This is a genomic window from Hoeflea sp. AS60, from assembly GCF_038900115.1.
In the GTDB taxonomy this organism is placed as follows: domain Bacteria; phylum Pseudomonadota; class Alphaproteobacteria; order Rhizobiales; family Rhizobiaceae; genus Hoeflea.
Genome location: NZ_JBBMQP010000001.1, coordinates 946,614 through 972,073, shown reverse-complemented (window position 1 = coordinate 972,073; position 25,460 = coordinate 946,614). Strand labels below are relative to the sequence as shown.

At 58.5% G+C, this 25,460-nt stretch carries 27 protein-coding genes; 10 read left to right on the top strand and 17 right to left on the bottom strand.

Annotation, left to right across the window (positions count from 1 at the left end; all coding sequences use genetic code 11):
• Window positions 1-101: 101 nt before the first annotated feature.
• Entirely contained in the window at window positions 102-275 is a 174-nt protein-coding gene (locus WNZ14_RS04590; RefSeq protein ID WP_342867415.1) for a Flp family type IVb pilin, read from the bottom strand.
• Window positions 276-733: 458 nt separating this feature from the next.
• Between WNZ14_RS04590 and WNZ14_RS04585 the strand changes: the two genes are divergently transcribed.
• From WNZ14_RS04585 to WNZ14_RS04575, 3 genes are all read left to right on the top strand, one after another.
• Window positions 734-1,108 carry a pilus assembly protein N-terminal domain-containing protein gene (locus WNZ14_RS04585; protein ID WP_342868510.1) on the top strand — a complete coding sequence of 125 codons (375 nt, stop codon included), beginning with the start codon at window positions 734-736 and terminating at the stop codon, window positions 1,106-1,108.
• A 143-nt stretch (window positions 1,109-1,251) separates the two neighbouring features.
• Window positions 1,252-1,851, top strand: coding sequence for a TadE/TadG family type IV pilus assembly protein (locus tag WNZ14_RS04580; RefSeq protein ID WP_342867414.1), 600 nt, complete (start codon window positions 1,252-1,254; stop codon window positions 1,849-1,851).
• 49 nt (window positions 1,852-1,900) lie between these two features.
• On the top strand, window positions 1,901-2,473 hold the full coding sequence (locus WNZ14_RS04575; protein ID WP_342867413.1) for a TadE/TadG family type IV pilus assembly protein: 573 nt from the start codon (window positions 1,901-1,903) through the stop codon (window positions 2,471-2,473).
• 58 nt (window positions 2,474-2,531) lie between these two features.
• Here the strand turns inward: WNZ14_RS04575 and WNZ14_RS04570 are convergent, their stop codons facing one another.
• On the bottom strand, window positions 2,532-3,410 hold the full coding sequence (locus tag WNZ14_RS04570; protein ID WP_342867412.1) for a PhnD/SsuA/transferrin family substrate-binding protein: 879 nt from the start codon (window positions 3,408-3,410) through the stop codon (window positions 2,532-2,534).
• A gap of 195 nt (window positions 3,411-3,605) precedes the next feature.
• Between WNZ14_RS04570 and WNZ14_RS04565 the strand changes: the two genes are divergently transcribed.
• The 4 genes from WNZ14_RS04565 to WNZ14_RS04550 all read left to right on the top strand — a co-directional run bounded on the left by WNZ14_RS04565 (window position 3,606) and on the right by WNZ14_RS04550 (window position 7,286).
• Window positions 3,606-4,826, top strand: coding sequence for a phosphopentomutase (locus WNZ14_RS04565; RefSeq protein WP_342867411.1), 1,221 nt, complete (start codon window positions 3,606-3,608; stop codon window positions 4,824-4,826).
• Window positions 4,823-5,794, top strand: coding sequence for an adenosine deaminase (locus WNZ14_RS04560; protein WP_342867410.1), 972 nt, complete (start codon window positions 4,823-4,825; stop codon window positions 5,792-5,794). Before WNZ14_RS04565 ends, WNZ14_RS04560 begins: the two co-directional genes overlap by 4 nt.
• A 182-nt stretch (window positions 5,795-5,976) precedes the next feature.
• Window positions 5,977-6,606, top strand: coding sequence for a uracil phosphoribosyltransferase (gene upp / locus WNZ14_RS04555; protein WP_342867409.1), 630 nt, complete (start codon window positions 5,977-5,979; stop codon window positions 6,604-6,606).
• Between the two features lie 125 nt (window positions 6,607-6,731).
• Window positions 6,732-7,286, top strand: a complete 555-nt coding sequence (locus WNZ14_RS04550; protein WP_342867408.1) for a TIGR02281 family clan AA aspartic protease — start codon at window positions 6,732-6,734, stop codon at window positions 7,284-7,286.
• A gap of 45 nt (window positions 7,287-7,331) precedes the next feature.
• On the opposite strand, the gene deoA is transcribed toward WNZ14_RS04550, so the two are convergent.
• Genes deoA through WNZ14_RS04515 form a run of 7 tightly spaced genes read right to left on the bottom strand, consistent with a single transcriptional unit; the run spans window position 7,332 to window position 14,267 of the window.
• On the bottom strand, window positions 7,332-8,648 hold the full coding sequence (deoA, locus tag WNZ14_RS04545) for a thymidine phosphorylase (protein ID WP_342867407.1): 1,317 nt from the start codon (window positions 8,646-8,648) through the stop codon (window positions 7,332-7,334).
• On the bottom strand, window positions 8,645-9,421 hold the full coding sequence (gene deoC, locus WNZ14_RS04540; RefSeq protein WP_342868509.1) for a deoxyribose-phosphate aldolase: 777 nt from the start codon (window positions 9,419-9,421) through the stop codon (window positions 8,645-8,647). Before deoC ends, deoA begins: the two co-directional genes overlap by 4 nt.
• Before the next feature lie 4 nt (window positions 9,422-9,425).
• The gene (locus tag WNZ14_RS04535) at window positions 9,426-10,235 is read right to left on the bottom strand and encodes a purine-nucleoside phosphorylase (protein ID WP_342867406.1); all 810 of its coding nucleotides are present in this window, start codon (window positions 10,233-10,235) and stop codon (window positions 9,426-9,428) included.
• On the bottom strand, window positions 10,232-10,624 hold the full coding sequence (locus tag WNZ14_RS04530; protein WP_342867405.1) for a cytidine deaminase: 393 nt from the start codon (window positions 10,622-10,624) through the stop codon (window positions 10,232-10,234). Before WNZ14_RS04530 ends, WNZ14_RS04535 begins: the two co-directional genes overlap by 4 nt.
• A gap of 1 nt (window position 10,625) precedes the next feature.
• Window positions 10,626-11,597: an ABC transporter permease gene (locus WNZ14_RS04525; protein ID WP_342867404.1), complete on the bottom strand. Its 972-nt coding sequence runs from the start codon at window positions 11,595-11,597 to the stop codon at window positions 10,626-10,628.
• Between the two features lie 4 nt (window positions 11,598-11,601).
• Entirely contained in the window at window positions 11,602-12,735 is a 1,134-nt protein-coding gene (locus tag WNZ14_RS04520) for an ABC transporter permease (protein WP_342867403.1), read from the bottom strand.
• Complete coding sequence (locus WNZ14_RS04515; RefSeq protein ID WP_342867402.1) at window positions 12,732-14,267, bottom strand: ABC transporter ATP-binding protein; 1,536 nt, start codon at window positions 14,265-14,267, stop codon at window positions 12,732-12,734. The genes WNZ14_RS04520 and WNZ14_RS04515 overlap by 4 nt, the downstream gene beginning before the upstream one ends.
• A gap of 305 nt (window positions 14,268-14,572) precedes the next feature.
• On the opposite strand from WNZ14_RS04515, the gene WNZ14_RS04510 reads away from it, so the two are divergent.
• Together WNZ14_RS04510 and WNZ14_RS04505 are read left to right on the top strand one after the other, a co-directional pair.
• A complete protein-coding gene (locus WNZ14_RS04510; RefSeq protein WP_342867401.1) occupies window positions 14,573-15,007 on the top strand; it encodes a thioesterase family protein in 435 nt (144 codons plus the stop codon).
• The gene (locus WNZ14_RS04505; RefSeq protein WP_342867400.1) at window positions 15,004-15,228 is read left to right on the top strand and encodes a SlyX family protein; all 225 of its coding nucleotides are present in this window, start codon (window positions 15,004-15,006) and stop codon (window positions 15,226-15,228) included. The genes WNZ14_RS04510 and WNZ14_RS04505 overlap by 4 nt, the downstream gene beginning before the upstream one ends.
• A gap of 39 nt (window positions 15,229-15,267) precedes the next feature.
• On the opposite strand, the gene WNZ14_RS04500 is transcribed toward WNZ14_RS04505, so the two are convergent.
• The 8 genes from WNZ14_RS04500 to WNZ14_RS04465 all read right to left on the bottom strand — a co-directional run bounded on the left by WNZ14_RS04500 (window position 15,268) and on the right by WNZ14_RS04465 (window position 24,186).
• Window positions 15,268-16,878, bottom strand: a complete 1,611-nt coding sequence (locus WNZ14_RS04500; protein ID WP_342867399.1) for a glycoside hydrolase family 43 protein — start codon at window positions 16,876-16,878, stop codon at window positions 15,268-15,270.
• Window positions 16,875-17,918 (bottom strand): L-glyceraldehyde 3-phosphate reductase, encoded by a 1,044-nt coding sequence (mgrA, locus tag WNZ14_RS04495; protein WP_342867398.1) that lies wholly within the window; start codon window positions 17,916-17,918, stop codon window positions 16,875-16,877. Before mgrA ends, WNZ14_RS04500 begins: the two co-directional genes overlap by 4 nt.
• Window positions 17,919-17,920: 2 nt before the next feature.
• On the bottom strand, window positions 17,921-19,066 hold the full coding sequence (locus WNZ14_RS04490; protein WP_342867397.1) for a Gfo/Idh/MocA family oxidoreductase: 1,146 nt from the start codon (window positions 19,064-19,066) through the stop codon (window positions 17,921-17,923).
• A 5-nt stretch (window positions 19,067-19,071) separates the two neighbouring features.
• Window positions 19,072-19,824, bottom strand: a complete 753-nt coding sequence (locus WNZ14_RS04485; RefSeq protein WP_342867396.1) for a sugar phosphate isomerase/epimerase — start codon at window positions 19,822-19,824, stop codon at window positions 19,072-19,074.
• Window positions 19,825-19,951: 127 nt separating this feature from the next.
• Window positions 19,952-21,034, bottom strand: coding sequence for an ABC transporter ATP-binding protein (locus tag WNZ14_RS04480; protein WP_342867395.1), 1,083 nt, complete (start codon window positions 21,032-21,034; stop codon window positions 19,952-19,954).
• Window positions 21,035-21,039: 5 nt separating this feature from the next.
• Window positions 21,040-21,921: a carbohydrate ABC transporter permease gene (locus WNZ14_RS04475; protein WP_342868508.1), complete on the bottom strand. Its 882-nt coding sequence runs from the start codon at window positions 21,919-21,921 to the stop codon at window positions 21,040-21,042.
• A gap of 52 nt (window positions 21,922-21,973) precedes the next feature.
• Window positions 21,974-22,885 (bottom strand): sugar ABC transporter permease, encoded by a 912-nt coding sequence (locus tag WNZ14_RS04470; RefSeq protein WP_342867394.1) that lies wholly within the window; start codon window positions 22,883-22,885, stop codon window positions 21,974-21,976.
• A gap of 68 nt (window positions 22,886-22,953) precedes the next feature.
• Window positions 22,954-24,186, bottom strand: a complete 1,233-nt coding sequence (locus tag WNZ14_RS04465) for an ABC transporter substrate-binding protein (protein ID WP_342867393.1) — start codon at window positions 24,184-24,186, stop codon at window positions 22,954-22,956.
• A 221-nt stretch (window positions 24,187-24,407) separates the two neighbouring features.
• On the opposite strand from WNZ14_RS04465, the gene WNZ14_RS04460 reads away from it, so the two are divergent.
• Window positions 24,408-25,433, top strand: coding sequence for a LacI family DNA-binding transcriptional regulator (locus WNZ14_RS04460; RefSeq protein ID WP_342867392.1), 1,026 nt, complete (start codon window positions 24,408-24,410; stop codon window positions 25,431-25,433).
• The last annotated feature ends 27 nt before the right edge of the window (window positions 25,434-25,460 follow it).

The window sequence follows — 25,460 nt, the reverse complement described above, 5'->3', positions numbered from 1 at the left end:
AGCCTAGCGACGAGTCCTTAAGAAACCGCTTCCAGTGCCAATGGAAAAGGCCGCCCCACGGGGCGGCCTTTCAATCAAATGATATCGACCAACAGAATGTCTTACTGCGAGTCGTTCATCTTGTTCGACAAGAACTGGAACTGGTTGTTCAGTGTGTTGCCGAGCGTGGTTGCGCCTGTGATCAGAGCAACGGAAATGAGAGCCGCGATCAAGCCGTATTCGATTGCGGTCGCGCCAGATTCGTCTTTGACAAAACGGTTCAAAAGATTCTTCATGGGTTTGTTCCTTCATCCACTAGTGTTTTCAGCACTCCGCCAGCTGCTTTGGTTGGTCGGATGTCACGATCATAGGAGAGGGGGTTTTCAAACCACTTAATGAACAAGGTTAGCAAATTCTTTCACGGCCAAAGCACATCGCATGGTAAACAATGCACTAAATTTTGGCTCACTAATCTACCCCCCAAACAATCATACTCCTGCTATGGCAAACGCACCCGCCAGGAGACCTGCCCGAGATCCTGTTGGCCTGCGTTATTATAAAGTGTGCCTTCATCACCCGGGCTCGCTCTGTGAGGCTCAGCCGAAGTCACAGATGGGTCCTGGATAAAGAATTCGCTCCTATCGGCAGACCTTAAGCCTTCATTCACCAATCCCGGCGATTTTAGGGAGGATATCCGAAGTTCCGAGGAAACGGCATGACCCAAACCATCTCTGTGCATCGTCGGCTTGCCACCATGGCATGCGGCCTGACCTTGGCCGCGATGCTTTCGCTTCCGGCTCAGGCTGCCGAGGATGTCATCCGCGTATTCATGGATCATGCCCGGATTCTCAAACTTGACCGTCCCGTGAGCAAAGTCATCATCGGAAATGCCAATGTTGCGGATGTGACGGTTTCCGATCCGCAGACCATTGTGCTAACCGGCAAATCCTATGGCACCACAAATCTGGTGATTCTTGATCAGGCGGGCGATGCGATCGTTGATGAACGCATTCTTGTGTCGGTGGATGAAGCAAACACGCTTCGCGTTTTCAAACAGACATCAAGGTCGGTCTTCTCTTGTTCGCCAGCATGTGAAGAACATGTGACAACGGCAACACCAAACCCCTGATCCAGTATTTTTATTCCTGGGTAAGCGAAAGTGCCGTTTAGGTATTTGTTTACCACTCGAGCAGCTTCCAAAGCTGCGTTACCAATATTCAACCTGTTTATCCTAGCGTCGTCCCCAGGAAACGAATCTCCGGGAGTCCGACGATGAGTGTCGACGATCAAATCAACACAATGCGAAGGCCGCCGCGGCTGATGCTGGCGCGTTTCCGGAAGTCACGCGACGGAACTGCGGCAATCGAATTTGCATTGCTCGCGTTTCCCTTTTTTCTGCTGATCTTTGCAACGATCGAAGCCTTCATCGCATTTGCCGGCGAGCAACTGCTTGAAAACGCCGTGGATACGATGGCGCGGCAGGTTCGCACCGGCCAGATCAAGAATCTGGACGAAGCTGCTTTCCGCACCAAGTTCTGCGCCGAAATTAGCCTGATGATCAAGTGCGCAGCCAAAGAAGATCCAAACGACCAGAAGCTCTATCTCGATGTTCGGGAGTTTGCGACTTTTGCAGACATTCCCAATAACATTCCAAAGGTCAGCAACGACCAGTTTTCGGACCTGGATTCGAGCGATTTCGCTTATAGCCCGGGGGGACCAAAGAGCATCAATATTGTCCGGGCCTATTATCGCTGGGAGGTGATGACCGATCTGGTCAGGCCTTTCATCACCAACATCCGCAAGGACGGTGAGATGCCGCGAGACTACCTCATGGTGGCAACGGCTGCTTTTCGCAACGAGAACTACCCGTGAGTGAAATCATGAAAATCTCGACAGGCGAAAACCACAAGGAAACACGGCCATGAATGGCATCCTGGTAAAGTTGAACCGAGCAGTTACGAGGCTTCGTGGCGACAAATCCGGCGTGGGCGCTGTTGAATTTGCGTTGATCGCGCCGGTTCTGATCGTACTCTACATGGGATCTTTGGAGATATCCGTAGCCATGTCGGTCAGCAAGAAGCTGGCCCGCGCGTCAAGCACCGTTGCTGATCTCGTGACCCAGGGCGAAACTGTCGACAAGGCCTTTCTCAAGTCCATGGTCAACGTGGCGCAAAGTGTAATGATGCCGTTTCGCACGGACGGCATGAAGGTGAAAATCACGGGAATTAACATTGATGGCAGCGGCGTTGGCAAAGCCACATGGTCTTGGCAGCAAGACAATACGCAGCCCTATGCCAAAGATTCCACACAAACGCTTCCCAAGGATCTTGCAATCCCGAACACGTTTCTGGTTCGCACCGAAATAGAGTTTGATCACAAACTTCTGCTGATCATGCCGGGGCTTTCAGACGTCGATATCCGTACACTCAACATGAAGAAGACCTACCATCTTCGCCAGCGCATTGGCGATAGCGTGACCTGCTCCAACTGTTAGGAGCATCAAACGGCATCACTCCCCAATATATGATCTGCACCAATGCGTGTCTGATCGGTCAGGGTATCCTTGACGCAGATTGCCGATCGGACAGTGCTTCGACCAGTCCCCTGATGTTGCGATAATCTTCCGGATCCGGGATGACGTAGCCGCCGCCGTAAGCCGGCTCGAAAATATCGAGCAAACCCGGGGCTTTTAACGCCATCTCATCAAGAAAGACGCCCAGTGCATCAACCAGATCTTCGGGCATAGACCGGTGCACAGCGTGCGGGCCGTAGGGAATACGTTGCGAAGACCAGATAATCCGCAGCGGATCGGCGGCCGAAATCACTGGCTGATTCCAGCCGCCAAACAGGTGTTTCAGGTCCGATCCTGCGTCTCCGGGAACATCCGGCAACCATGCAAAAAAACCATCTATCTTGCCGGACTGGTACAGATCAATGACGGCCGAAACGCCTCCACCACGAACCAGGTTTGGTTGCTCTAGGCTGCCAGCACTCATTGCCTGATTGGGAATTTGCCACCCTGAAACCGATGCTTCGTTGGAATAGCCAACCTTCAGTTCGGCAACAGGTTTGTTCACGCTGTCGCGCGCAACAAGCACTGACCGGAAACCTGTGGAGCCGTCGGCGGCAACAGGGCTGCGAAAAGCCCGAACACAACCGCAGGCAGCTTCGGTGGCTGCAAATGACCTTGCGGAATGGATTGCATAGCCCACGCGGCCGCTCGCATGCGCGTCAATCAGGGCGGCATAACTGCCCAGTTTGATAATCTCGACAGGTATTCCCAAGGTGTTGGCGAAAGCGAGCCGGATCGCTTCAAGCTTGATAGGGTCGGCTGCCGCCACATGCGTTTCGACAAGGCCTATCCGCAGTGCAGAAACCGAATCACGATAATCAGCCCGTGCCGCGCCGGCCCAGACCATCACAAGCAGCATTGTCGCGCAGCCGAGTGCGCGAAAACATCCTGCAAATCTGACTATGCGCTTGATCACAACCATGGCCGGTCTATACCACGACCGCGGTGAAATGCACGGTTATGGTGAAAACAAGGTTACCAGGCGAGGGCAATCTCAAGCCTTCCGGTTGCGCTTGAAACCGGCTAAATTGCCAATCACTGGGAGACAATTTTCATGGCGCGTGCATTTCTGTTTGTTCTCGATTCCTTTGGGATCGGTGGAGGTCCCGATGCGGACTCCTACGGTGATCTGGGTTCCAACACGCTCGGGCACATCGCTGAGCAATGCGCGGCAGGCCTCGCCGATCGTCCGGGGTTGCGCAAGGGGCCATTGTCATTGCCGCACATGCAATCGCTCGGGCTGGCTGAAGCGGCGGTGAATGCAACGGGCGATTTGCCCGCAGGCTGGGCGCTCGCGTCCCGGCCACGCGGGATCCACGGTGCCGCCAGCGAAGTCTCTCACGGCAAGGACACGCCTTCAGGACACTGGGAAATTGCCGGCCAGCCGGTCATGTTCGACTGGGGTTACTTCCCCGATGACGGACCTGCGTTCAGCGAGGAGCTGGTTGCGGCCATAGTCTCGGAAGCGGGATTGCCTGGCATATTGGGCAACTGCCATGCTTCCGGAACAGATATCATTGCCCGGCTGGGCGTGGAGCATCTGAAAACCGGCAAGCCTATCTGTTACACGTCATCGGACTCTGTGTTCCAGATTGCCGCTCATGAAGAAAGCTTCGGGCTCGAGAGGTTGATCGATCTGTGCCAGATCGTGCGCAAGCTTATCGATCCGCTCAATATCGGCCGGGTTATTGCGCGGCCTTTCGTGGGCTCTGCCAAGACCGGGTTTGACCGCACCGGAAACCGGCGTGACTTTTCAGTGCCGCCGCCAGGGCCGACATTGCTGGACCAGGTCAGCGACAGCGGCCACCGGGTTTTTGCGGTCGGCAAGATCAGTGACATCTTTGCCCATCAGGGAGTGACCGATGTGCGCAAGGCCAGCGGCAACCCCGCACTTTTCGAGGCCACGCTGAAGGCGACAGAGGACGCCAAGGATGGTGATCTGGTGTTCACCAATTTCGTGGATTTCGACATGCTGTACGGGCATCGCCGGGATGTGGCGGGTTACGCCGCGGCGTTGGAACAGCTCGATGCGATGCTGCCACGTTTTGCCAAGCTCCTAAAGCGCGGCGATCTGGTGATCATGACTGCGGATCACGGCTGTGATCCAACCTGGCGCGGCACTGACCACACCCGCGAGCGTGTTCCGGTTCTGGGGTTTGGCCCCGGGATTGCGGCACGCGACATCGGAGTTCGCACAAGCTACGCCGATATCGGCGCCACGCTGGCCCAGCATCTGGGCCTGCCGGCAACCGGCAATGGAAGGAGCTTCCTGTGACGGCAAAGATCAAGAAGGTAGAGCTGCACTGCCATATCGAAGGCGCCGCATCTCCTTCACTGGTGAAGACGCAGGCCCGGAAATACAATGCCGATGTGTCTGGCTTCATCTCCGGCGATAAATATGTCTGGTCGGATTTCACAGAATTTCTTGTTGCCTATGACGGCGCCGCATCGCTGTTTCGCAGCGAGGAAGATTACGCTTTGCTGGCGCGGACCTATCTTGAAGGTATTGCCGCGGAGAACGCGATTTATGCGGAAATCTTCGTTTCGCCCGATCATGCGGTGGCTGCGGGACTGTCACCATCAGCCTATTTTGACGGACTGGCCGATGGCATCGCTGCGGCGAAGGCCTCGACGGGGATCGAGTGCCGCATGATCATTGTCGGCATAAGGCATCTGGGGGCGGAAAAGGTGGAAGCGGCGGCACGGGTCGCAAGCAGCAGACCACACCCGTTGATTACCGGATTTGGCATGGCCGGAGAGGAACGGTTCGGCAAAGTCGCCGATTTTGCCCGCGCCTTTGACATCGCGCGCGACGCCGGTCTTGGCATCACCATTCATGCCGGAGAGCTCGCGGGACCGGACAGCGTCCGCGATGCGCTCGATCATGTCCGCCCGTCGCGGATCGGCCATGGCGTGCGCGCTTCTGAAGATAGCGCCCTTGTGCAGCGGATCGCTGATGCCGGCGTGGTTCTGGAAGTCTGCCCCGGATCCAACCTGGCGCTGAATGTGTATCCTGACATTTCAAGCCATCCGTTTGACCGGCTTCGGCGGGCCAGAGTGAAAGTCACACTGAGTTCTGATGACCCACCCCATTTCGGATCTTCCGTAGGCCGGGAATATCAGATGGCTGCGGACGCATGGGGCTATGATGCGGCGGAACTGACTGCGATCAGCCGCACATCTATCGAGGCTGCGTTCATAGACGAGCCAACAAGGACATTTCTCTTGGGACAGCTTGACTGAAAGCCTACCCAGTGGTTGCCCGGACCCGGTAATCTGTGTCTAAATCAAAACAGGTCAGCACCGTGCATCCGAGCGTCTTAGACGCTTGTGCCGGTGAAGTGTTTCACGAGACCGGGCAGTTTCCGCGCATGGATTTTTCACGATCAACGTGACGCCCGATCATAGCTTCAAGGCAGAACGACATGGACGGTGTAACGGTCATCGATCATCCTCTGGTGCAGCACAAGCTCACCATCATGCGCAAGAAGGAAACCTCGACGGCGGGGTTCAGGCGGCTGCTGAGGGAGATTTCGACACTGTTGTGCTACGAGGTCACCAGGGATCTGGAATTGACCATGGAGACGATCGAGACACCTCTGGTGGAGATCGAAGCGCCCGTTCTTGAAGGCAAGAAGCTGGTATTTGCCTCGATCCTGCGTGCCGGCAACGGTTTGCTGGAAGGCATGCTGGACCTGGTTCCCTCCGCCCGCGTCGCCCATATCGGTGTCTACCGCGATCACGAAACGCTGGAAGCCATCGAATATTACTTCAAGGCGCCTGAAGACGTCAGCAATCGGTTGATCATTGTTGTCGACCCGATGCTGGCCACGGGAAACTCATCCATCGCCTCGATCGAAAAGCTCAAGGAGCGCGGCGCACGCAATATCCGGTTTCTTTGCCTGCTCGCGGCACCCGAGGGCATCCGCAATTTCCAGGCCGCCCACCCGGATGTGCCGATTTACACAGCATCGATCGACAGCCACCTCAATGAGAAGGGATACATTGTTCCCGGCCTCGGCGATGCTGGCGACCGCATGTACGGCACAAAATAGGATCTTGCAGGCCGTTTTCGGAAGCTCTTAACCAAACTGGCGGAATTTGCAGGCAAAGGCCCGCCTGTTCATCGACCATTAGCGCAGAGCCTGTTCAATAGTCCGGTATTATATGGAGTACCGGCGTGATCAAAAATCTGTTTTTCGTTTTCTGCGCGGTGCTGGTCGTTTCGGGCCTGCCCTACTATGCGCAGGACATATCAGCTCTCACGGATGCAAACACCGGATCGGAAGGTGCCCGTCATGAGTCCGCTGCCGTCCCGGCAAAGAAGACCGCTGCCAAGCCGGTGGCTCATTACACAACGGGTGTTCGAGCTGCGCTGGTGCCGATAAACCGTGATGGTCATTTCACTGGGGACTTCCGCATCAACGGGCGCAATGTCCGGGGACTGATCGACACCGGGGCGACCTATGTTGCGATCAACACCTCGACCGCGCGCACTCTTGGACTGGGATTGGCCTCTTCGGATTTCAAGCACCAGGTGCGTACCGCCAACGGAACCACGACCGCAGCGCTGGTTACCCTCAACCGGATGGAGATCGGATCTATTTCGGTCGACAATGTCGAAGCCTTTGTGCTTGATGACAAAGCGCTTTCGTCAACGCTGATCGGCATGAGTTTCATGAACAAGCTCCACTCCTATCGCGTCACGAACAACAAACTGGAGCTGGTCAACTAGCCGATCATCTTTGGATGGAGCCGTCTGAAGGCCAAGGGCCCTGCATCATCCGTGCCGGCCGATCACAACCGGCACATCGGCGATAGCGGCATCGCCGAAATGGATCGCCTTGCGCAGCGCCTGCTCGGCACCGGCCAACTGGTCGGCGTTGCGTGCGTGGACAAGAGCGATCGGCGTGTCTTTCTCGACACGGGTGCCTACTGGCAGCAATCCGGTCAGACCCACGGCATGATCCACCGGGTCGCCCGGACGGGTCCGCCCACCGCCGAGCGCCACGACGCTCAATCCGACAGCGCGCGTATCATAGCCGGTTACATATCCGTCCCGTCCTGCAAGACAGGCAGAGACAAGCGGGGCCTTTTCCAGATGACTGTCCGGATCGCCAAGAAAATCCAGCGGCCCGCCGAGTTCAGCCACCATCCGGTTGAACCGTTCGGCGGCACTTCCATCGTCCAACACCGCAAGCGCGCGCGTTGTCGCCTCTTCCACATCTGCAGCCAGACCACCTGACACCAGCATTTCGGCGGCAAGGGCCAGAGTGACTTGCAGCAGCCGGCCGTCGCGGGCTTTTCCGGTCAGAAAATCGGCTGCGTTCCTGACTTCCACCGCATTGCCGGCGGCACTAGCCAGTGGCTGGTTCATATCGGTGACGAGCGCGGTGGTCGGCATCCCCGCGCCAACGGCCACTTCAACCAGGGAGCGCGCCAGCTCGTTGGCCCGGTCCGGACTGTCCATGAATGCGCCGTTGCCGCATTTGACATCGAGCACCAGGGCGCCAAGCCCGGCGGCAAGCTTTTTCGACAGGATCGAAGCTGTGATCAGGGGAACGGATTCGACCGTGGCGGTCACATCCCTCACTCCGTAAAATCGCTTGTCGGCTGGCGCGAGATTGCCGGTCTGGCCGATGATGGCGCAGCCAGACGAGCCGACAACCTTGCGAAACAGGACACTGTCCGGCATCGCCGTGTAACCGGGGATCGATTCCATCTTGTCGAGCGTTCCGCCGGTGTGACCCAATCCCCGGCCGGAAATCATCGGAACCGCCAGTCCGCAGGCTGCAGCGATCGGGGCCAGCATCAGGGAGACGTTGTCGCCGACGCCGCCCGTTGAGTGCTTGTCGACCACCGGTCGGTCGAGTTCCGGCCAGGACAGAACTTCGCCGGAATCGCGCATGGAGACGGTCAACGCCACCGCTTCACTGCGGCTCATATCCTGAAAGAACACCGCCATGGCGAACGCGGCGACCTGACCCTCACTTACACTTCCATCGGTGAGGCCGCGGATGAAAACAGCGATGTCGGCGGGATCAAGCTCACCACCATCGCGCTTGGTGCGGATGATCTCCTGCGGAAGGAAACTCAATAGGCCTCTCCCTGACCGGCGAGTTTGGAGCGATCTTCAAGCGTGGCGATGATGTCTCCCAGCAGCCCGGAGGCGCCGAAACGAAAATTCGCCGGCGCAACCCAGCCCGGGCCGAGGATTTCGTCGCACAGGGCGAAATAGGCGCGTGCATCCTCAACCGTGCGAATGCCGCCGGCGGGCTTGAAGCCTGCCTTGCGGTCTGACCGCCTGATCGCCTCGAGCATGATCCGGGCCGATTCCAGGGTGGCGTTGACTGCCACCTTGCCGGTAGAGGTCTTGATGAAGTCAGCCTGCTCTTCCAGGGCAATATCGGACGCGCGCGCAATCAGCGCCGGGTCCTTGATTTCTCCGGTCTCAAGGATGGTCTTGAGCGTGACCGGTGCCGGGGCTGCAGCACGGACTGCGCGGATCATCTCGCGCACTGCCTTCTCGTCGCCTGCGACAAATGCCTTCCACGGAATGACCAGATCGATCTCGTCTGCTCCGTCAGCCACGGCGCCCGCGGTCTCCGCGACGACTTTATCGACCGGCAAATCGCCAGAGGGGAAATTGACCACGGTGGCGATGCGAACCGGTGAATTTTCGCCCAGCTTTTTGCGTGCGGCTGCAACGAAACGCGGCCAGATGCAGACGGCCGCCGCTGATCCATGATCGTTGATTGCCCTTTCCACCAGCGAGAGCGTTGCTTCCTCGGTGGCGGAATCGCCAAGTTCGGTCAGATCGAGGCAGGCAAATGCTGCGGCGGCAACGGCCTTGAGGGACGAGAGATCGATCGGGTCAGCCATGGGATTGGTCCGTGTTTTCAAACATTGCGGTCAGGATCGTGGACAGGCGCTTGCCGCCTATGGGCGCCATGTCCTTGGTTTCCTGGTGGCTGAGTTCGCCGCCGGTCATGCCTGCCCCGTAATTGGTGATCACCGATGCGGCAATCACGTTGATTCCCAGAAACCGGGCGAGGATGACTTCGGGGACAGTGGACATGCCCACCGCATCAGCGCCAAAGGTTCGCGCCATGCGGATTTCAGCCGGGGTTTCGAAACTCGGGCCGGAAAACCACATGTAGACACCTTCATGCAGTTCGGTTTCGGTATTTCGGGCGGCCGTCTTCATGCGGTCACCAAGCTCGACATCATAGGCATTTGTCATGCCGACAAAACGGCGATCGCTCGGTTCGCCAAACAACGGGTTGGTGCCGGAAAAATTGATGTGGTCGGAGATCCGCATGACGGATCCGGGCGGCATGTCCTGACGCAGCGATCCGGCCGAATTGGTCAAGATCAGATCGGTCACGCCAATCCCCTTGAGAGCTTCCAGCGGCACCCGCATGGCATCAGCTTTACCATGCTCATAATAGTGCACGCGGCCCGACAGGATGACCACCGGCGTCTTGCCAATCAGCCCGGCGACAACCTCGCCGGCATGACCGGAAACGCCACTTTCGGGAAATCCCGGCAAATCGGCATAGGGAATGCGGATCGGATCCGTCACCGTTTCGACCAGTGACCCCAGTCCGGACCCGAGCACGAGCGCATGACGCGGCATAAGCCCATGCAGACGGTCGATAAGGACGTCGATCGCCGAACTCATCCAATCACCTCAGTCTTGAAGGCATAGGGAAGCAGTTCGTCCATTCGCAGCGTTTGCTTGACGCCTTCCGCATCACACAGATGGATCAGCGTGTCGGCATCGGCAAATTCGGCCAGCCGCTGCCGGCAGCCGCCGCAGGGCGGGCACAGCTCGAGCTTTTCGGCAATCACCGCGACTTCGCGGATACGTGTGCCGCCGGCCATGACCATGTGGCTGATCGCGGTTGTTTCCGCACACCAGCCCTCGGGGAAGGAAAGGACCTCGATATTGGCGCCTGCGTGGATCTTGCCGTCATCGGCGCGAATGGCCGCGCCGACCGGGAACTTCGAGTAGGGCGCATGGCATTTGGCCATGGCGTCGCGGGCAGCTTCAAACAGATCATGAGCCATCTTATCGTTCCTTCACATAGGGCACACCGCCAGCGCGCGGCGGGATGGCCTTGCCGATGAAGCCTGCGAGCAGGATCACGGTCAGCAGATAGGGCAAGGCCTGCATGAACTGCACCGGCACCACGCCGATGATTGGCAGCTCGTTGCCCTGCATGCGGATCGACATTGCGTCGAGGAAACCGAACAGCAGGCAGGCAAACATCACGTTAACCGGCTTCCACTTGGCGAAGATCAGCGCTGCGAGTGCGATGAAGCCCTTGCCGGCGGTCATTCCCTTGACGAAACCAGCGGTCATGGCCATCGACAGATAGGCTCCGGCGATGCCGCAGAGGATGCCGCAGCAGATCACCGCACGATAGCGCATCCAGGTGACCGAAATCCCGGCGGTATCAACCGCGCCCGGGTTTTCCCCGACCGCGCGCAGCCGCAGCCCGAAGCGGGTCCGGTAGAGCACCCACCAGGTGAACGGAACCAGGGCGAAAGCCAGATAGGTGAGCAGGAAATGGCCCGACAGCAGGTTCGAATAGATCGAGCCAATGACCGGAATGTCGGCAATCTCGGCGGCAAAAGGAAGTTCGACAGTGGTGAAGCGGGCATCACCGCTCAATTGCGGTGTCCTGCCGCCCTGCCGGAACCAGGCCTGGCCCAGAATGACCGTGGCGCCGAGCGCGATGAAATTGATTGCCACACCGGAGACAATCTGGTTGCCGCGCTGGGTGATGGAGGCAAAGCCATGCACCAGCGCCAGACAGACCGAGACGAAGATGGCGGCACAGAGCCCGATGAAAGCCGAACCGGTCACAGAAGCCGCGGCGCCTCCGGCAAAGGCTGCGGCAAGCATCTTGCCTTCCAGCCCGATGTCAAAAATGCCGGCGCGCTCGGAGTAGAGACCCGCGAGTGCTGCCAGGATCAACGGCACCGACACACGGACGGTGGACTGCAGAATGACGATGAGGGTGTCGAAATATTCCATGGTCTTACTCCGCCGCTGGCAGGGGTTTGTCGGAGCGGGCTCCACCAAGCGTCGCGAAAAACGCGGTGATGGCCGGACGGAACATGTTCTCGAGAGCTCCGGCAAACAGGATCACCAGGCCCTGGATGATGGTGATCATGTCACGCGAGATCTGCGGCATCTCGAACGAGATTTCAGCGCCGCCCTGATAGAGCACGCCGAAGAGAATAGCCGCCGGAACAATACCGACCGGATGCGAACGGCCCATCAGGGCCACCGCGATGCCGACAAAGCCGGCGCCGCCGACAAAATCGAGCTGCATGCGGTGCTGGTCGCCCATGATCGGGTTCAGCGCCATCATGCCGGCCAGCGCACCGGACATCATCATGGTGATGATGATGATGCGACTCTGGCGGATGCCTGCATAACTTGCCGCCGAAGGACTGTGCCCCATGGTGCGGATCTCATAGCCAAGCTTCGTGCGCCAGACGACCACCCAGACCACAAAGGCAGCGACCAATGCCAGCAGGAAAGACAGGTTGAACGGCGCGCCACCGATATCGAGCCCGAAGGATGCCAGCAGCCAGTCGAGCCGCGGCAACTGTCCGCTTTCGGCGAATGTGCGAGTTTGCGGTGCCATAGAGCCCGCAGGCTTGAGCACATCAACCAGCACATAGACCATCAGGCTCGAGGCGATGAAATTGAACATGATGGTCGTGATCACCACGTGGCTACCGCGCTTGGCCTGCAGCCATCCAGGGATCATCGCCCAGAAGCCGCCAACCAGCGCGGAACCGAGAATGGCGACCGGGAAGATGACATACCAGGGTGCAAACTGGTCAAGCCACAGACAGGGCAGCGCCACGCCGAGGCCGGCGACATAGGCCTGGCCTTCGCCGCCGATGTTGAACAGCCCGCAATGGAAGGCGATGGCGACGGCCAGGCCGGTGAAAATGAAGTTGGTGGCATAATAGAGCGTAAAGCCGATGCCTTCGCCGTAGCCGAATGCGCCCTCGATCAGCAGGCTTGCGGCGCGCAGCGGGCTTTCACCAACGGCCAGCACCACCAGGCCAGCAACAAGAAAGGCGACGGCCAGGTTGATCAGCGGGATCAGTCCGTAATCCACCCAGGCGGGCAGCTTTGCATAGGGCACACTCATTGTGCTGCCTCCTTGGTATCTTCCACGCCGGCCATCAGCAGGCCAAGCTCGCCTTCGCTGGCATCCGGCGCGCGCTCGCCGACAACGCGGCCGTCAAACATCACCAGTACCCGGTCCGACAAAGACCGGATTTCGTCGAGTTCGACCGAGACCAGCAGGACAGCTTTGCCAGCATCGCGCATTTCGATGATGCGCTTGTGAATGAATTCGATGGCGCCGACATCAACGCCGCGGGTCGGCTGGCCAATGATGAGAACTGCCGGATCGCGCTCCATTTCGCGCGCCAGCACGATCTTCTGCTGGTTACCGCCTGAAAAATTCGCGGTTTTCAGCCGCGGATTGGGCGGCCGGATGTCATATCTCTCGATTTTCTCGGCGGCATCCTTACGGATTGCATCGATGTTGAGAAACATGCCGCTGAGATATTTCGGGTCGTCGTGATAGCCGAGTATCGAATTCTCGCTCTCGTCGAATTTCAGCACCAGCCCCATATGCTGCCGATCCTCGGGCACATGGGCCAGGCCGCGGTGACGCAGCTCTGAAGGATCAACCTTGCCGGTGACATGGATGGGCTCGCCCTGCAGCAGCACCTTTCCCGTCACCGCCCGGCGAATGCCGGAAACGGCCTGCAGCAATTCGGACTGACCATTGCCGGCAACGCCGGCGATGCCGACGATCTCGCCTGCCCGGACATTGAACGAGACATTCTTGACCATGTCGACGCCGCGGCTGTCGCGCACTGTCAGATTCTCGACGGACAGCAGAACCTCGCCCGGGGATGCAGGACCCTTTTCCACATGCAACAGCACGTGGCGGCCAACCATCAATTCGGCAAGCTCCTCCACGGAGGTTTCCGACGTTGTCCGGGTTGCGACCATTTCTCCACGTCGCATCACCGATACTTCGTCGGTAACCGCCATGATCTCCCGCAGTTTGTGGGTGATCAGCAGGATGGTCTTGCCCTGGGATTTGAGCTGCTCGAGAATGCGAAACAGGTGATCAGCCTCGGCCGGGGTCAGCACGCCGGTGGGCTCGTCAAGAATAAGGATCTCGGCGCCGCGATAGAGCGCCTTGAGGATTTCCACACGCTGCTGAATGCCGACCGGCAGCTCCTCGATGATCGCATCTGGATCAACCTCGAGCTCATACTCTTTTTCCAGCCGCTTGAGTTCCTGACGGGCCTTGGTGATGCCTGCATTGAGGACCTGGCTTTCCTCCGCACCCAACATGATGTTTTCGAGCACGCTGAAATTCTCCACCAGCATGAAATGCTGATGAACCATGCCGATACCCGCGGAGATGGCGGCATTCGGGTCCTTGATGACGGTCTTCTTGCCATCAACGAAAATGTGGCCATTGTCGGCCTGGTAGAAGCCGTACAGGATCGACATCAGTGTCGACTTGCCAGCACCGTTCTCGCCGATGATGCCGTGAATCGTGCCCTTGCGAACACGCATGTTGATGTTCTTGTTGGCGTGAACGAGGCCGAACTTCTTGTCGATCCCCTTCAGCTCAATGGCAATATCGTTCATGTCGCCTCGTCATTTTCATGTTCGCCATCACAATCCGCTCATGGGCGCGTCCTTCGGTCCAGAGCATCACATCGCAAATCCGAAACTCGAACACCGCTTGTCCCGCTGACCGGACGTGTGGGGCTGACCGAAATTCTTTCCGAAATTTCGGGCTGATCCTTTAGTCTCGACAGTTCTGAAAGCAAAGTCCAGAATCATTTGGGGGTGCGCTTTTATGGCCGGTTGTTTTCAACACGTCCCGAAAGCGATGCTCTGGCAAACCAGCACTCTTGTGCACACACGCATGACATGGTGAAAGCAGACTCATGACACGCACGCCCCCACCCCTTCTCACCGACTTCAAAGTCTTCCGCAGCCTGCAGACCCGCTGGGCCGATAATGATGTCTATGGCCATATGAACAATGTGGTGCACTATCAGCTGTTTGATACAGCCATCAATCACTGGCTGATTGAAGCGGGACTGCTCGATCCACTCGGCGGCGCCATTGTTGGTCTGGTTGTCGAAACCGGCTGCCGTTATCATGCGGAGGCAATGTTTCCTGACCGGATCACCGCCGGTATCCGTGTCGAACGGCTCGGTGGATCATCGGTAACCTACGCCATCGGGCTGTTTCGCAACGATGACGAAACGGCTTTTGCCGATGGCAGGTTCGTTCATGTATATGTTGACCGCGTCACACGGCGGCCGGAGCAACTGCCCGAGCCATGGCGCGCCAAACTGGGGGAGATCGCTCAATGACAGGGAACCATGACGCGGATTTCGAACCCCGAATCGTCCGGCTTGAAGAACTGGTGGCACACCAGCAGGCTGCGATCGAGGATCTGTCTCGCCAACTGACCGAAGGCTGGAAAGAAAACGAGAAGCTGCGACGCGAGCTCGCACGGCTCAGTGACCGGTTTCAGGACATCGAAGACCAGACCGGCGGACCAGCCGCCAATCAGCCGCCGCCGCACTGGTAGACTATCCGATCTCAGAACTGGTGTTCGCCTGGCGCGCTCTCAGACGCTGATCGGGATATAGGCAAACCGGTCAAAATCCGCGGCAATCGCGCTGCCGGAGGTGTCGAAGGCTGCCATTCCGGTAAAGGCGCCGGTGAAGGAGGCGTGTTCACCACGCCCGCCTTCATCCGAGATCACGCTGGCGTCAAGCACGGGGCCGACGGCTTGCCAGTCCTCACCGGACAGCCGGTAGAAGAACTGCAATTCCGCGCCATCAACGCTCATAGCCAGCTCAACCGGGCCATCTTTCGGCAGGGCAACCGGTCTTGCGAGCGGAAACTGCAGCTTTCCGTCAGGCCAGTCGCCGGGACAACTCAGGATCATCAGCGCCCGACCCAGCTCTTCATGCCAGGTGACGGCCAGATAATGGAACTTGTAGCGGTTGTAATAGTGCACCAGCCCGGCGGTCTGCTGGATATTGCGCGGCGCGAATGAAACCATGGTTTCCGCACGGAAGCCGAGATGCTCCTGGCGTCTCGCCACCAGCGACTGTTCGAACCAGCTGCCGATCGATTCACGCGCGTGAAGCCTCAGCGCCGATCCGGTCATGGAGAATATGCGCTCGGGATAGGGTGTCCGCAGCCACTGGAACTCTTGAGGCAGCGTATCGCCGGTGAATTCCCGGTTGACCGGCTCCGCTGGCGATTTGCGGCTACCCGGGTCCGGCGCATCGACTTCCAAAGCCGGCACAAGACCGCCGTGGGACAGACGCAGCCAGCCATCATCGCCCCAGACGCATTTCTGAATTGCCGTCTCGCGACCGAGCGGAGACCGACGAATTCCCGGCAATGGCCGCGAGCACAGATGGGTGTGGTAGACCTGACCGTCAGGCGTCTCGACCATCTGACCATGACCGGCACGCTGCAAGGGTGCTTCGGGCGCATCCTTGGATGTCATCAGGAATGTGTCGGGATGCAGTTCATAAGGTCCGGTCAAACTCCGCGACCGCGCCATGGTAACCGCATGATCATAGCCGGTGCCGCCTTCGGCCACGGTGATGTAGTACCAGCCATCGCGCCTGAAGATATGCGACCCCTCGACCAGACCGTGCGAGCTGCCGGCAAAGATATTGACCGGCTCACCGATCAGCTTGCCAGCCTTGGCATCATATTCCTGCGCCAGAATGCCTGCGAATGCCGGGTGCTTCGGGCTTCCGCCAATCGAATCGGTGCGATGATTCCAGACCATGTTGAGGAACCATTTGCGCCCGTCATCATCATGAAACAGCGAGGGATCGAAGCCGGAGGAATTGATGTAGACCGGATCGGACCATGGTCCGGCGATATCTGACGCGGTGACGATGTAGTTGTGAGCATCCTTGAAATTGCCATCGAGCCGTTTGACGTCGGTATAGACCAGCCAGAACAGACCATCGGCATAGGACAGGCACGGCGCCCAGATGCCGCAGGAATCCGGATTTCCACGCATGTCGAGTTGGCTGGCGCGGTTGAGTGGACGCCCCACCAGCCGCCAGTTGACCAGATCCGTCGAGTGATGGATCTGGACGCCGGGGTACCACTCGAATGTCGAGGTGGCGATGTAATAGTCCGGTCCTGCCCGGCAGATCGATGGGTCCGGATTGAAGCCGGGCAGAATCGGATTGATGATCATTTTCTTTTCGGTCCCTCACGCTCGGCGGACGCCGCCCACAGGTTGATGTCGGCATCACGGGCATAGGTATCGATTTCAGCGAGCTCGGCTTCGGTGAAATCCTGATTGTCGAGCGCGCCGACGCAATCGATGATCTGCTGCGGTTTGCTGGCGCCAATCAGGGCCGTGGTGACGCGTCCGCCGCGAAGCACCCAGGCAAGCGCCATCTGCGCCAGCGTCTGGCCACGGCGCTTGGCGATTTCGTTGAGCGCGCGGATGTTGCCGAGATTGCGCTCGTTGAGGAAGCCTGCATTGAGCGACTTGTCCTGTGCGGCGCGGCTGTCATCGGGGATGCCACCCAGATATTTGCCGGTCAGCATGCCCTGGGCCAGCGGCGAGAAAACGATCGAACCGATGCCCTCTTCATCAAGCGTATCGAGCAGGCCATCATCCTCGACCCAGCGGTTGATCATCGAGTAACTCGGCTGATGAATGAGGCAAGGCGTTCCGAGCTGCTTGAGAATCGCGGCGGCTTCCTTTGTCCGCTTCGAGTTGTAGCTCGAGATGCCGGCATAGAGCGCCCGGCCAGACCGGACGATGTGATCCAGCGCCATCATGGTTTCTTCAAGTGGTGTATCCGGGTCAAAGCGATGCGAATAGAAGATGTCGACATAGTCGAGACCCATGCGCTTGAGGCTCTGGTCGCAGCTCGAGACGAGATATTTGCGGCTGCCCCACTCGCCGTAAGGTCCGGGCCACATGCCATATCCGGCCTTTGAAGAGATGACCATTTCATCACGCAGGCCATGGAAATCGGTCTTCAGGATCTCGCCGAAAGCCGTTTCGGCCGAGCCTGGAGGCGGGCCGTAATTGTTGGCGAGATCAAAATGGGTGATGCCGAGATCAAACGCGGTGCGGCAGAGATCGCGCTTGAGTTCATGCGGCGTATCCCCGCCGAAATTGTGCCACAGGCCGAGAGAGATCGCTGGCAGTTTGAGGCCGGATCGACCGGTCCGCCGATAGCTCATGGAGTCGTAGCGGCCGGGTGCTGGTTTCCACATGGTCAGGTGTCTTTCTGGTTGAGGAGCGCGGCCGCCTCCTCGATGCCAAGCGGGGCCGGTTGCTCACAGCTGGTGGTTGGACGAATGAATTCGCCGGTTTCCCCAGAGCGGAGGATCGCCGTCATAACGTCTACCACGTGAAGTGCAAACTCCAGCGAGCAGCGATGCGGTCGATTTTCCAGGATGGCCATTGCCATGTCGGCTAGGCCCGCAGTGCGGTAATTGGCCATCATGCCCTGATTATGCTTCTGATTGGGCACACCTAGGGCATGATCCCATTCAGGCAAGGCCAAGGCTTCGCCACCCTGGCCGAGCATCTCGACCTTGCCACCGAAGAAATTCGGATCGGGAACGACGAGGCTTGCTTCGGTACCGTAGAGTTCCATCGGCCGATGGCCATGGGTCTTGACGTCCCAGCTCGCGCCCAGCGTGACGACCGCACCATTGGCAAATTCGAGTACCGCATGAATCGTGGTCGGGGTTTCGACCGTGATCATCTCGCCATGGCGCGGCTGAGACGTGATCTTGCGCTCCGGGCTCGGGATCGAGGACATGGCGGTGACGCGGACGACCGGGCCGATCAGTTGCACCAGATTGGAAATGTAGTAGGGACCGAGATCGAGGATCGGACCGCCGCCGGGCTTGAAGAAGAAATCGGGGTTGGGGTGCCAGTGCTCCATGCCGGGGCTCAAGACGTGGCATGTGCCTCCAGTGATGCGGCCGGCAGCGCCGGTTTCAACCAGATGACGCGCCAACTGATGCGCGCCGCCGAGGAAGGTGTCAGGCGCAGAGCCGACCCTAAGCCCCTTCTTTTCCGCTCGTTTTGCGAGATCCCGGCCCTCTTCGACCGAGAGCACGAAGGGTTTTTCCGAATAGACATGCTTGCCTGCATCGAGCACCTGGGCCGACACCGCATAGTGGACCGCGGGCACTGTCAGGTTGACGATCATGTCGATGTCGTCGGCCGCCAGAAGATCCTCGACAGTTTCGGCGCGGATGCCATATTCGGCCGCGCGTGCCTTTGCCGCCTCCGGATTGATATCGGCGCAAGCGCGCACCTCAATGCCCTTGAACAGGGGAGCCAAGCCCAGATAGGCCGCCGAGATATTGCCGCAGCCGATGATGCCTACACCAAGAACTCTTGTCATTTGCCTTACTCCGCAGCGCCACGGCACCAGTCGAGGGATCGCGATGCGAACCGGCCGGCGTCAGAAGGATTGTCATGCTCCATGATGAAGAGCTTTGCCGGCGTTTGGGCCTTGAGCTGCTTGAACAGTCCGGTCCAGTCGACCGTGCCGTGACCGGCATCGGCCCAGCCGTCTTCGTCCGTGGCTTCTCCTGCGGCTGCGATGTCCTTGACATGCACGGCGGTGATCCTGTCGCCATGACGGGCAATCCAGTCCGGCGCATCCGCGCCACCGCGGATTATCCATGCAATGTCGGCCTCCCAATCGAGCTCAGGCGCGGTATCCAGCAGGATCTGCATCGGCACTGAACCATCAGCGAGCGCCGCGAACTCAAAATCATGATTGTGCCAGCCAAAACCGTAACCCGCAGCCCGGACCTTCTCACCAACCGCGCTCAGCCGCGCGGCGAAGGCCTGCCAGCCAGCCTTATCGGTCGGGCGTTTATCAGCAACAATATGCGGGCAGTAGATCCGCTTGATCCCAAGGGTGGATGCGGTTGCGAACACCGTCTCCAGGTCGCCTTCCAGCGCATCGATCGAAAAATGTCCCGACGGCATGGCCAGTCCATTCTGATACATGAGCTTGCGAAACGCCGCTGGGTCCTCGTAGACGCCGCCGAATCCCTCGACATTCTTGTATCCGGCGGCGGCGAGCATCGCCAGGACGTCGGACCAGGGCTGGAAATTGCGGACACTGTAAAGTTGAAGCGAGAAGTTCATCGGTTTGGACTTTCCTGATTATGCCTTGTCTATGTCTTGTTCGATTCTTCAGTTTTCATCACCGGACCGGCGTGAACTATTGCGAATTGGAAGCGCTCAATCGCATTCGACCGGGCGCTACTTTTCGTCAGAGCCGCAGTTCGGTGGCCGCATCGAAGATGGAGGCCTTGGCCGGATCGAACCCGATCCTGATCATTTGTCCGGGGTGCAGCTGGCTTTGCCCGTCGACCCGGAAACGGAATTCCTTGCCGTCCAGCACAGACCAAACGAGGGTGTCGGCTCCCATCGGCTCGACAACCTCGATTTCAACATCGACAATGAAAGGTTCATCGGCTGCCGCCGTTCCGCAGGTGACGTGTTCCGGTCTGATCCCGAAGATCACTTTTTTCGGCGGATCTTCCTGAACAAAGGGATAGCGCGCCAGCGGGATCTGCGTGGAGGCAAAACTGAAGATGGAATCACCCGCTCCGGAGATCTCGCCTTCGATGAAATTCATGCCCGGCGAGCCCATGAAGCCCGCAACATAGAGATTGACCGGACGGTTGTAGATTTCATTTGGTGTGTCGAGTTGCTGGATAATGCCGCTGCGCATGATAGCGATCCGGTCGGCCAGTGTCAGCGCCTCGATCTGATCGTGGGTCACGTAGATCATGGTGTTCTTGAGCCGATGATGCAGCCGCTTTATTTCGACCCTGAGTTCGGCGCGCAGCTTGGCATCCAGATTGGACAGGGGCTCATCGAAGAGGAACACATCGACATCGCGCACCAAAGCCCTTCCGATGGCGACACGCTGACGCTGGCCGCCGGACAGCTGCGCAGGCTTGCGCTGCAACAGCGGTTCGATCTGCAGAACTTCGGCCGCGCGCGCAATCCGCTTGGCAATTTCGTCCTTCGGCATGCGGGCATTCTTCAGGCCAAAGGCCAGATTTCCTTCAACCGACATCTGCGGATAGAGCGCGTAGGACTGAAACACCATGCCGATGCCACGCTCGCTCGGTTCGGACCAGGTGACATTCTTTCCGCCGATGAAGATCTGGCCATCGGAGATATCGAGCAGGCCGGCGATGCAGTTGAGCAGCGTTGACTTGCCGCAGCCCGATGGTCCGAGAAGAACCAGGAACTCACCTTCATCAATATCGATGTTGAGCGATTTGAGGACTTCAAGAGATCCGAATTTCAATGTCAGATCACGGATCGATACACTGGTCACTATACTTACCCTTTCACCGCGCCGGCGGCGATGCCGCGCACGAAAAGTTTCCCGGAAATGAAATAGATGAACAGGGGAACGAGCCCGGTGATGATGGTCGCTGCCATATTCACATTGTACTCCTTCACGCCCTGGACCGAATTGACGATGTTGTTGAGCTGGACCGTCATCGGATAGACGTCAGGTTTTGTGTAGACCACGCCGAAGAGGAAATCGTTCCAGATGCCGGTGATCTGGATGATCATGGCAACGACGAAGATCGGCAGGCTCATCGGCAGCATGATCTTGAAATAGATGCCCCAGAAGCCCGCGCCATCGACGCGCGCCGCCTTGAACAACTCTTCGGGCACGGTGGTGAAATAGTTGCGGAACAGCAGGGTGAGGATTGGCATGCCAAAGATGGTGTGAACCAGGATCAAGCCCCACAAGGTGCCGTAGATCCCCAGTTCGCGCAGCAGAATGACGATCGGGTAGAGCATCACCTGGTAGGGGATGAAGGCTCCGAAGATCAGGATGGTGAAGAAGACATCCGCACCCTTGAAGCGCCAGTTGGCCAGCGCATAGCCGTTCACCGAAGCAATTGCGATCGACAGGATGACGGATGGTATGGTGATACGTACCGAATTCCAGAAACCGCGCGAGAGGCCATCACAATTCAGGCCCGTGCAGGCGGTTGCCCAGGCCTTCACCCAGGGCTCGAAGGTGATTTCCACCGGCGGCGCGAAGATATTTCCGAGCCTGATCTCCGGCATGCCCTTCAGCGAAGTCACGATCATTACGTAGAGCGGCAGCAGATAGTAGATCGAGACCAGAAGCAGCGTTCCGTAGATGAAGATATTGCGCGGAGAGATGGCGCGCTTGGGCTTGGCGCCCTGCGGGCCCTCCAGGAGGCGCGTTCTGTTCAGGGGCGCAGCCCCTGCGGTGTCGTGAGAAATCACATCAGCCACGCTGGCGTCCTCCAAATTCCATGTAAGCCCAGGGGATGAGGACGATCAAAACCGCAAGCAGCATCATCGTGGAGCCGGCAAAGCCCTGACCGAGGTTCTGCGACAGGAACATGGCATCGTAGACGTATTTCGCCGGGACTTCGGACGCGATGCCGGGTCCGCCGGAGGTCTGGGCGATGACGAGGTCGTAGAGTTTGACGATACCCGAGGCGATGATGACCAGCGTGGTGACGAACACCGGACGCATCATCGGAATGACGATGAACAGATAGGTCTTCCAGGCGGGAATGCCGTCCACACGCGCCGCCTTCCAGATATCCTCGTCAATGCCGCGCAGGCCAGCGAGCATCAGGCACATGATCAGGCCCGTGCCCTGCCAGAGGCCGGCGATGAGAATGCCATAGATGACGATGTTCTGGTTGTTGAGCGGATCGAAGGAAAAGCTCTCCCATCCGGTTGCACGAACCACTTTCTGGATGCCGAAATCAGGGTTCAGGATCCACTGCCACACGAGACCAGTGACAATGAAGGAAAGGGCGAAGGGATAGAGCAGGATTGTCCGGAAGGTGTTCTCGAAGCGGATCTTCTGATCAAGAAGGGCGGCAAGAACAAAGCCGATAATGAGCGAGAAGACCACCGAACACACCCCGTAGATGAACAGGTTCTCGATCGCGATCATCCATTTGGAGCTCGACCAAAGACGTTCGTACTGGTCAAGGCCGATGAAATTCGCCTTGGGCAGCAGTCTGGACTTGGTGAACGAGTAGACGATCGTCCAGATCGTTCCCCCCATGAAAACCACCAACGCAGTCAGGATCATGGGAATGGCAGCAATCTTGGCCGCCTTGTTGCGAAATAGACGTGAGGGACGCTGCGTAGACGCAGGCGCGCTTGTGGTGGTCATCGCCGGTCTCCAGGTGCTGATGACCGCCGATCCGCTTCAACGGACCGGCGGCGCGATCAAGGACTTGATCAGTCAGCGGATTCCACGATAGCTGCGTATCGCTTCTGAGCATCTTCAGGTGTGATGCTCTTGTCGTTCATGAACTCAACCATGAGATCGTTGAACTGGGTCTGGGTGTCGGCCGAGAACACCTGGTCGCCAGAAGGCAGCAGGTTGCCGGTCGCAAGAATTTCCAGACCCTTCTTCATGCAGTCATTGGCTGCGGAGAGGTCGATATCGCCGCGGATCGGAAGCGAGCCCTTTTTCAGGTTGAAGGCAACCTGGGCTTCCTTCGAGATCATCATCGAGGCCAGCTCAAGCTGTGCTGCTGCCTTCTCCGGATCCTTCAGTTTCGGGAAATAGAAGGCGTCGCCGCCGGTTGAGAGATACTCATTTACACCAAGGCCCGGAAGGCAGGTGTAGTCCTTGCCGGCAACCTGATTGGCAACCTGGAATTCACCCTGCGCCCAGTCGCCCATGATCTGGCCGCCTGCGGTTCCTGTAATCACCATGTTGGTGGCCTGGTTCCAGTCCTGAACGTTGGAGCCGTCCGCCATTTCGCGGGCATCACCCATGGCCTGAAAGACCTTGGCCATTTCCGGACCGCTGGCTGCAGCCACATCCTTGTTCAGATTGATCTGCTTCCAGAGGTCGATACCGCCTACACCAATCTGGACGGCCCCGAACAGAAGGTTTGACTGCCAGGGCTGCTGACCAACAGCAAGCGGCAGGATGCCGGCATCGCGCAACTTCGGTGCGGCGGCAACATATTCTTCCCAGTTCGTGGGAACAGCAACCCCGGCCTTTTCAAAGGCGGCATGGGACAGCCAAAGCCACTGTGGCGAGTGAATGTTGACCGGAACGCAGTAGATACGACCATCGAGCGTGCAGCTGTCGAGCAGGCTTGGCGGATTGACGATATCCTTCCAGCCTTCCTTTTCTGCCAGTTCGGTAAGGTCCAGCATCAAACCGGCTTCGATCAGCTCTTCGGCCTGACGGCCGTGGTTGAACTGGGTGGCTGCCATCGGATCACCGCCGGTGATGCGGGAAATCATGACCGGGCGGGCAGTGCCGCCGCCGCCGGCGATCGCGCCGTCAATCCACTTGTTGCCAGTTGCGTCAAACATCCTGGCAAATTCGGCAACAGCCGCGGCTTCGCCGCCGGATGTCCACCAATGGGTTACTTCCAGGTCTGTCGCGTTGACGGACGTCGAGAGTGCGAGCGCGGATGCACCAGCAAGAAATAGCTTCAATGTATTCATCGAGTTCCCTCCCAGGAATGTTCCTCCCCGGCCTCGTTGCTCTCCCGCAGCGGTCCGGGCCCACCGGTGTCCTCACACCGTTTTCAATCGATTACATCGGCGATGAAAATGCTGCACTGCAATCGATTACATAAAGCTTGACCGCGATGCGATTTGGAGTCAAGTGATATTTGCGTTACGTGCCTCAAGCCCGTCTCGCAGAAGCGGGAATGCAGCTCACCATGGAATCGAAAGCGCCGAAAATCACAGACGTCGCACGGCTTGCAGGCGTTTCGACAGCGACCGTAAGCCGGGCGCTGAGCAAGCCGGAAACTGTAGCAGAATCAACACGTAACACCGTTCTTGCAGCCGCGGAAAAGACCGGTTACAGGGTCAATCTATCGGCGCGGAATCTCAGGCGCCAGCGGACCGGCGCGATCGTGGTGCTGGTCCCCAATATCGGTAATCCGTTTTTCTCCGAGATCCTTGCGGGGATCGAAACAGCGCTGTCGGAAGCCGATATCAACATGCTTGTCGTGGACACAAGACAGGCCCACATGAAGCCGCAGCTGGTTCTGGAGTATCTGCACGCGACGCGCGCTGACGGAATAATTGCACTCGATGGCTCGCTGCCCGACGCGATTCTTTCGGTCGCCAGTTCCGGCTCCGGCGCCCCGCCGATCATCTTCGCCTGCGAGTGGACGCCGAAGGGCGAGTTCTCATCCGTGCGCGCCAACAACACCCGCGGCGGCGCATTGGCGATCTCGCATCTCGCCGGGCTTGGGCACCGCACGATCGGGATGATCACCGGACCGGACGACAACGTACTCACCCACGACCGAAGCAGGGGCGCGCTGAAGGCGCTCGCAGCGGAAAGTCTGGTGTTCAACCCGCTGCATCGGTTTTCAGGTGATTTCAGCCTTGATGCCGGCGCACGCGCTGCACAGGCTTGGCTGCAGCTCGATCAGCGCCCCAGCGCCGTGTTCTGCCAATCCGACCAGATGGCGTTTGGCTTTATTTCCGAGCTGGCGCTGAACGACGTCTCGGTTCCCGATGATGTCTCAGTGGTCGGGTTTGATGACATTGCAATTGCCAAGCGTTTCATTCCCGCACTGACCACGCTACGCCAACCACGCAAGAAAATTGGCATGTCCGCAGCCAGAATGCTGATCAACCATATTCAGACCAACACCTCTCCTGCCGTTGAGACGACAATTCTCGAAGTGGAACTGATCGTGAGAGGCAGTACCAAGGCGTTTGCCGGTTGAAACCTCAATGGCAAATACTTATATAAG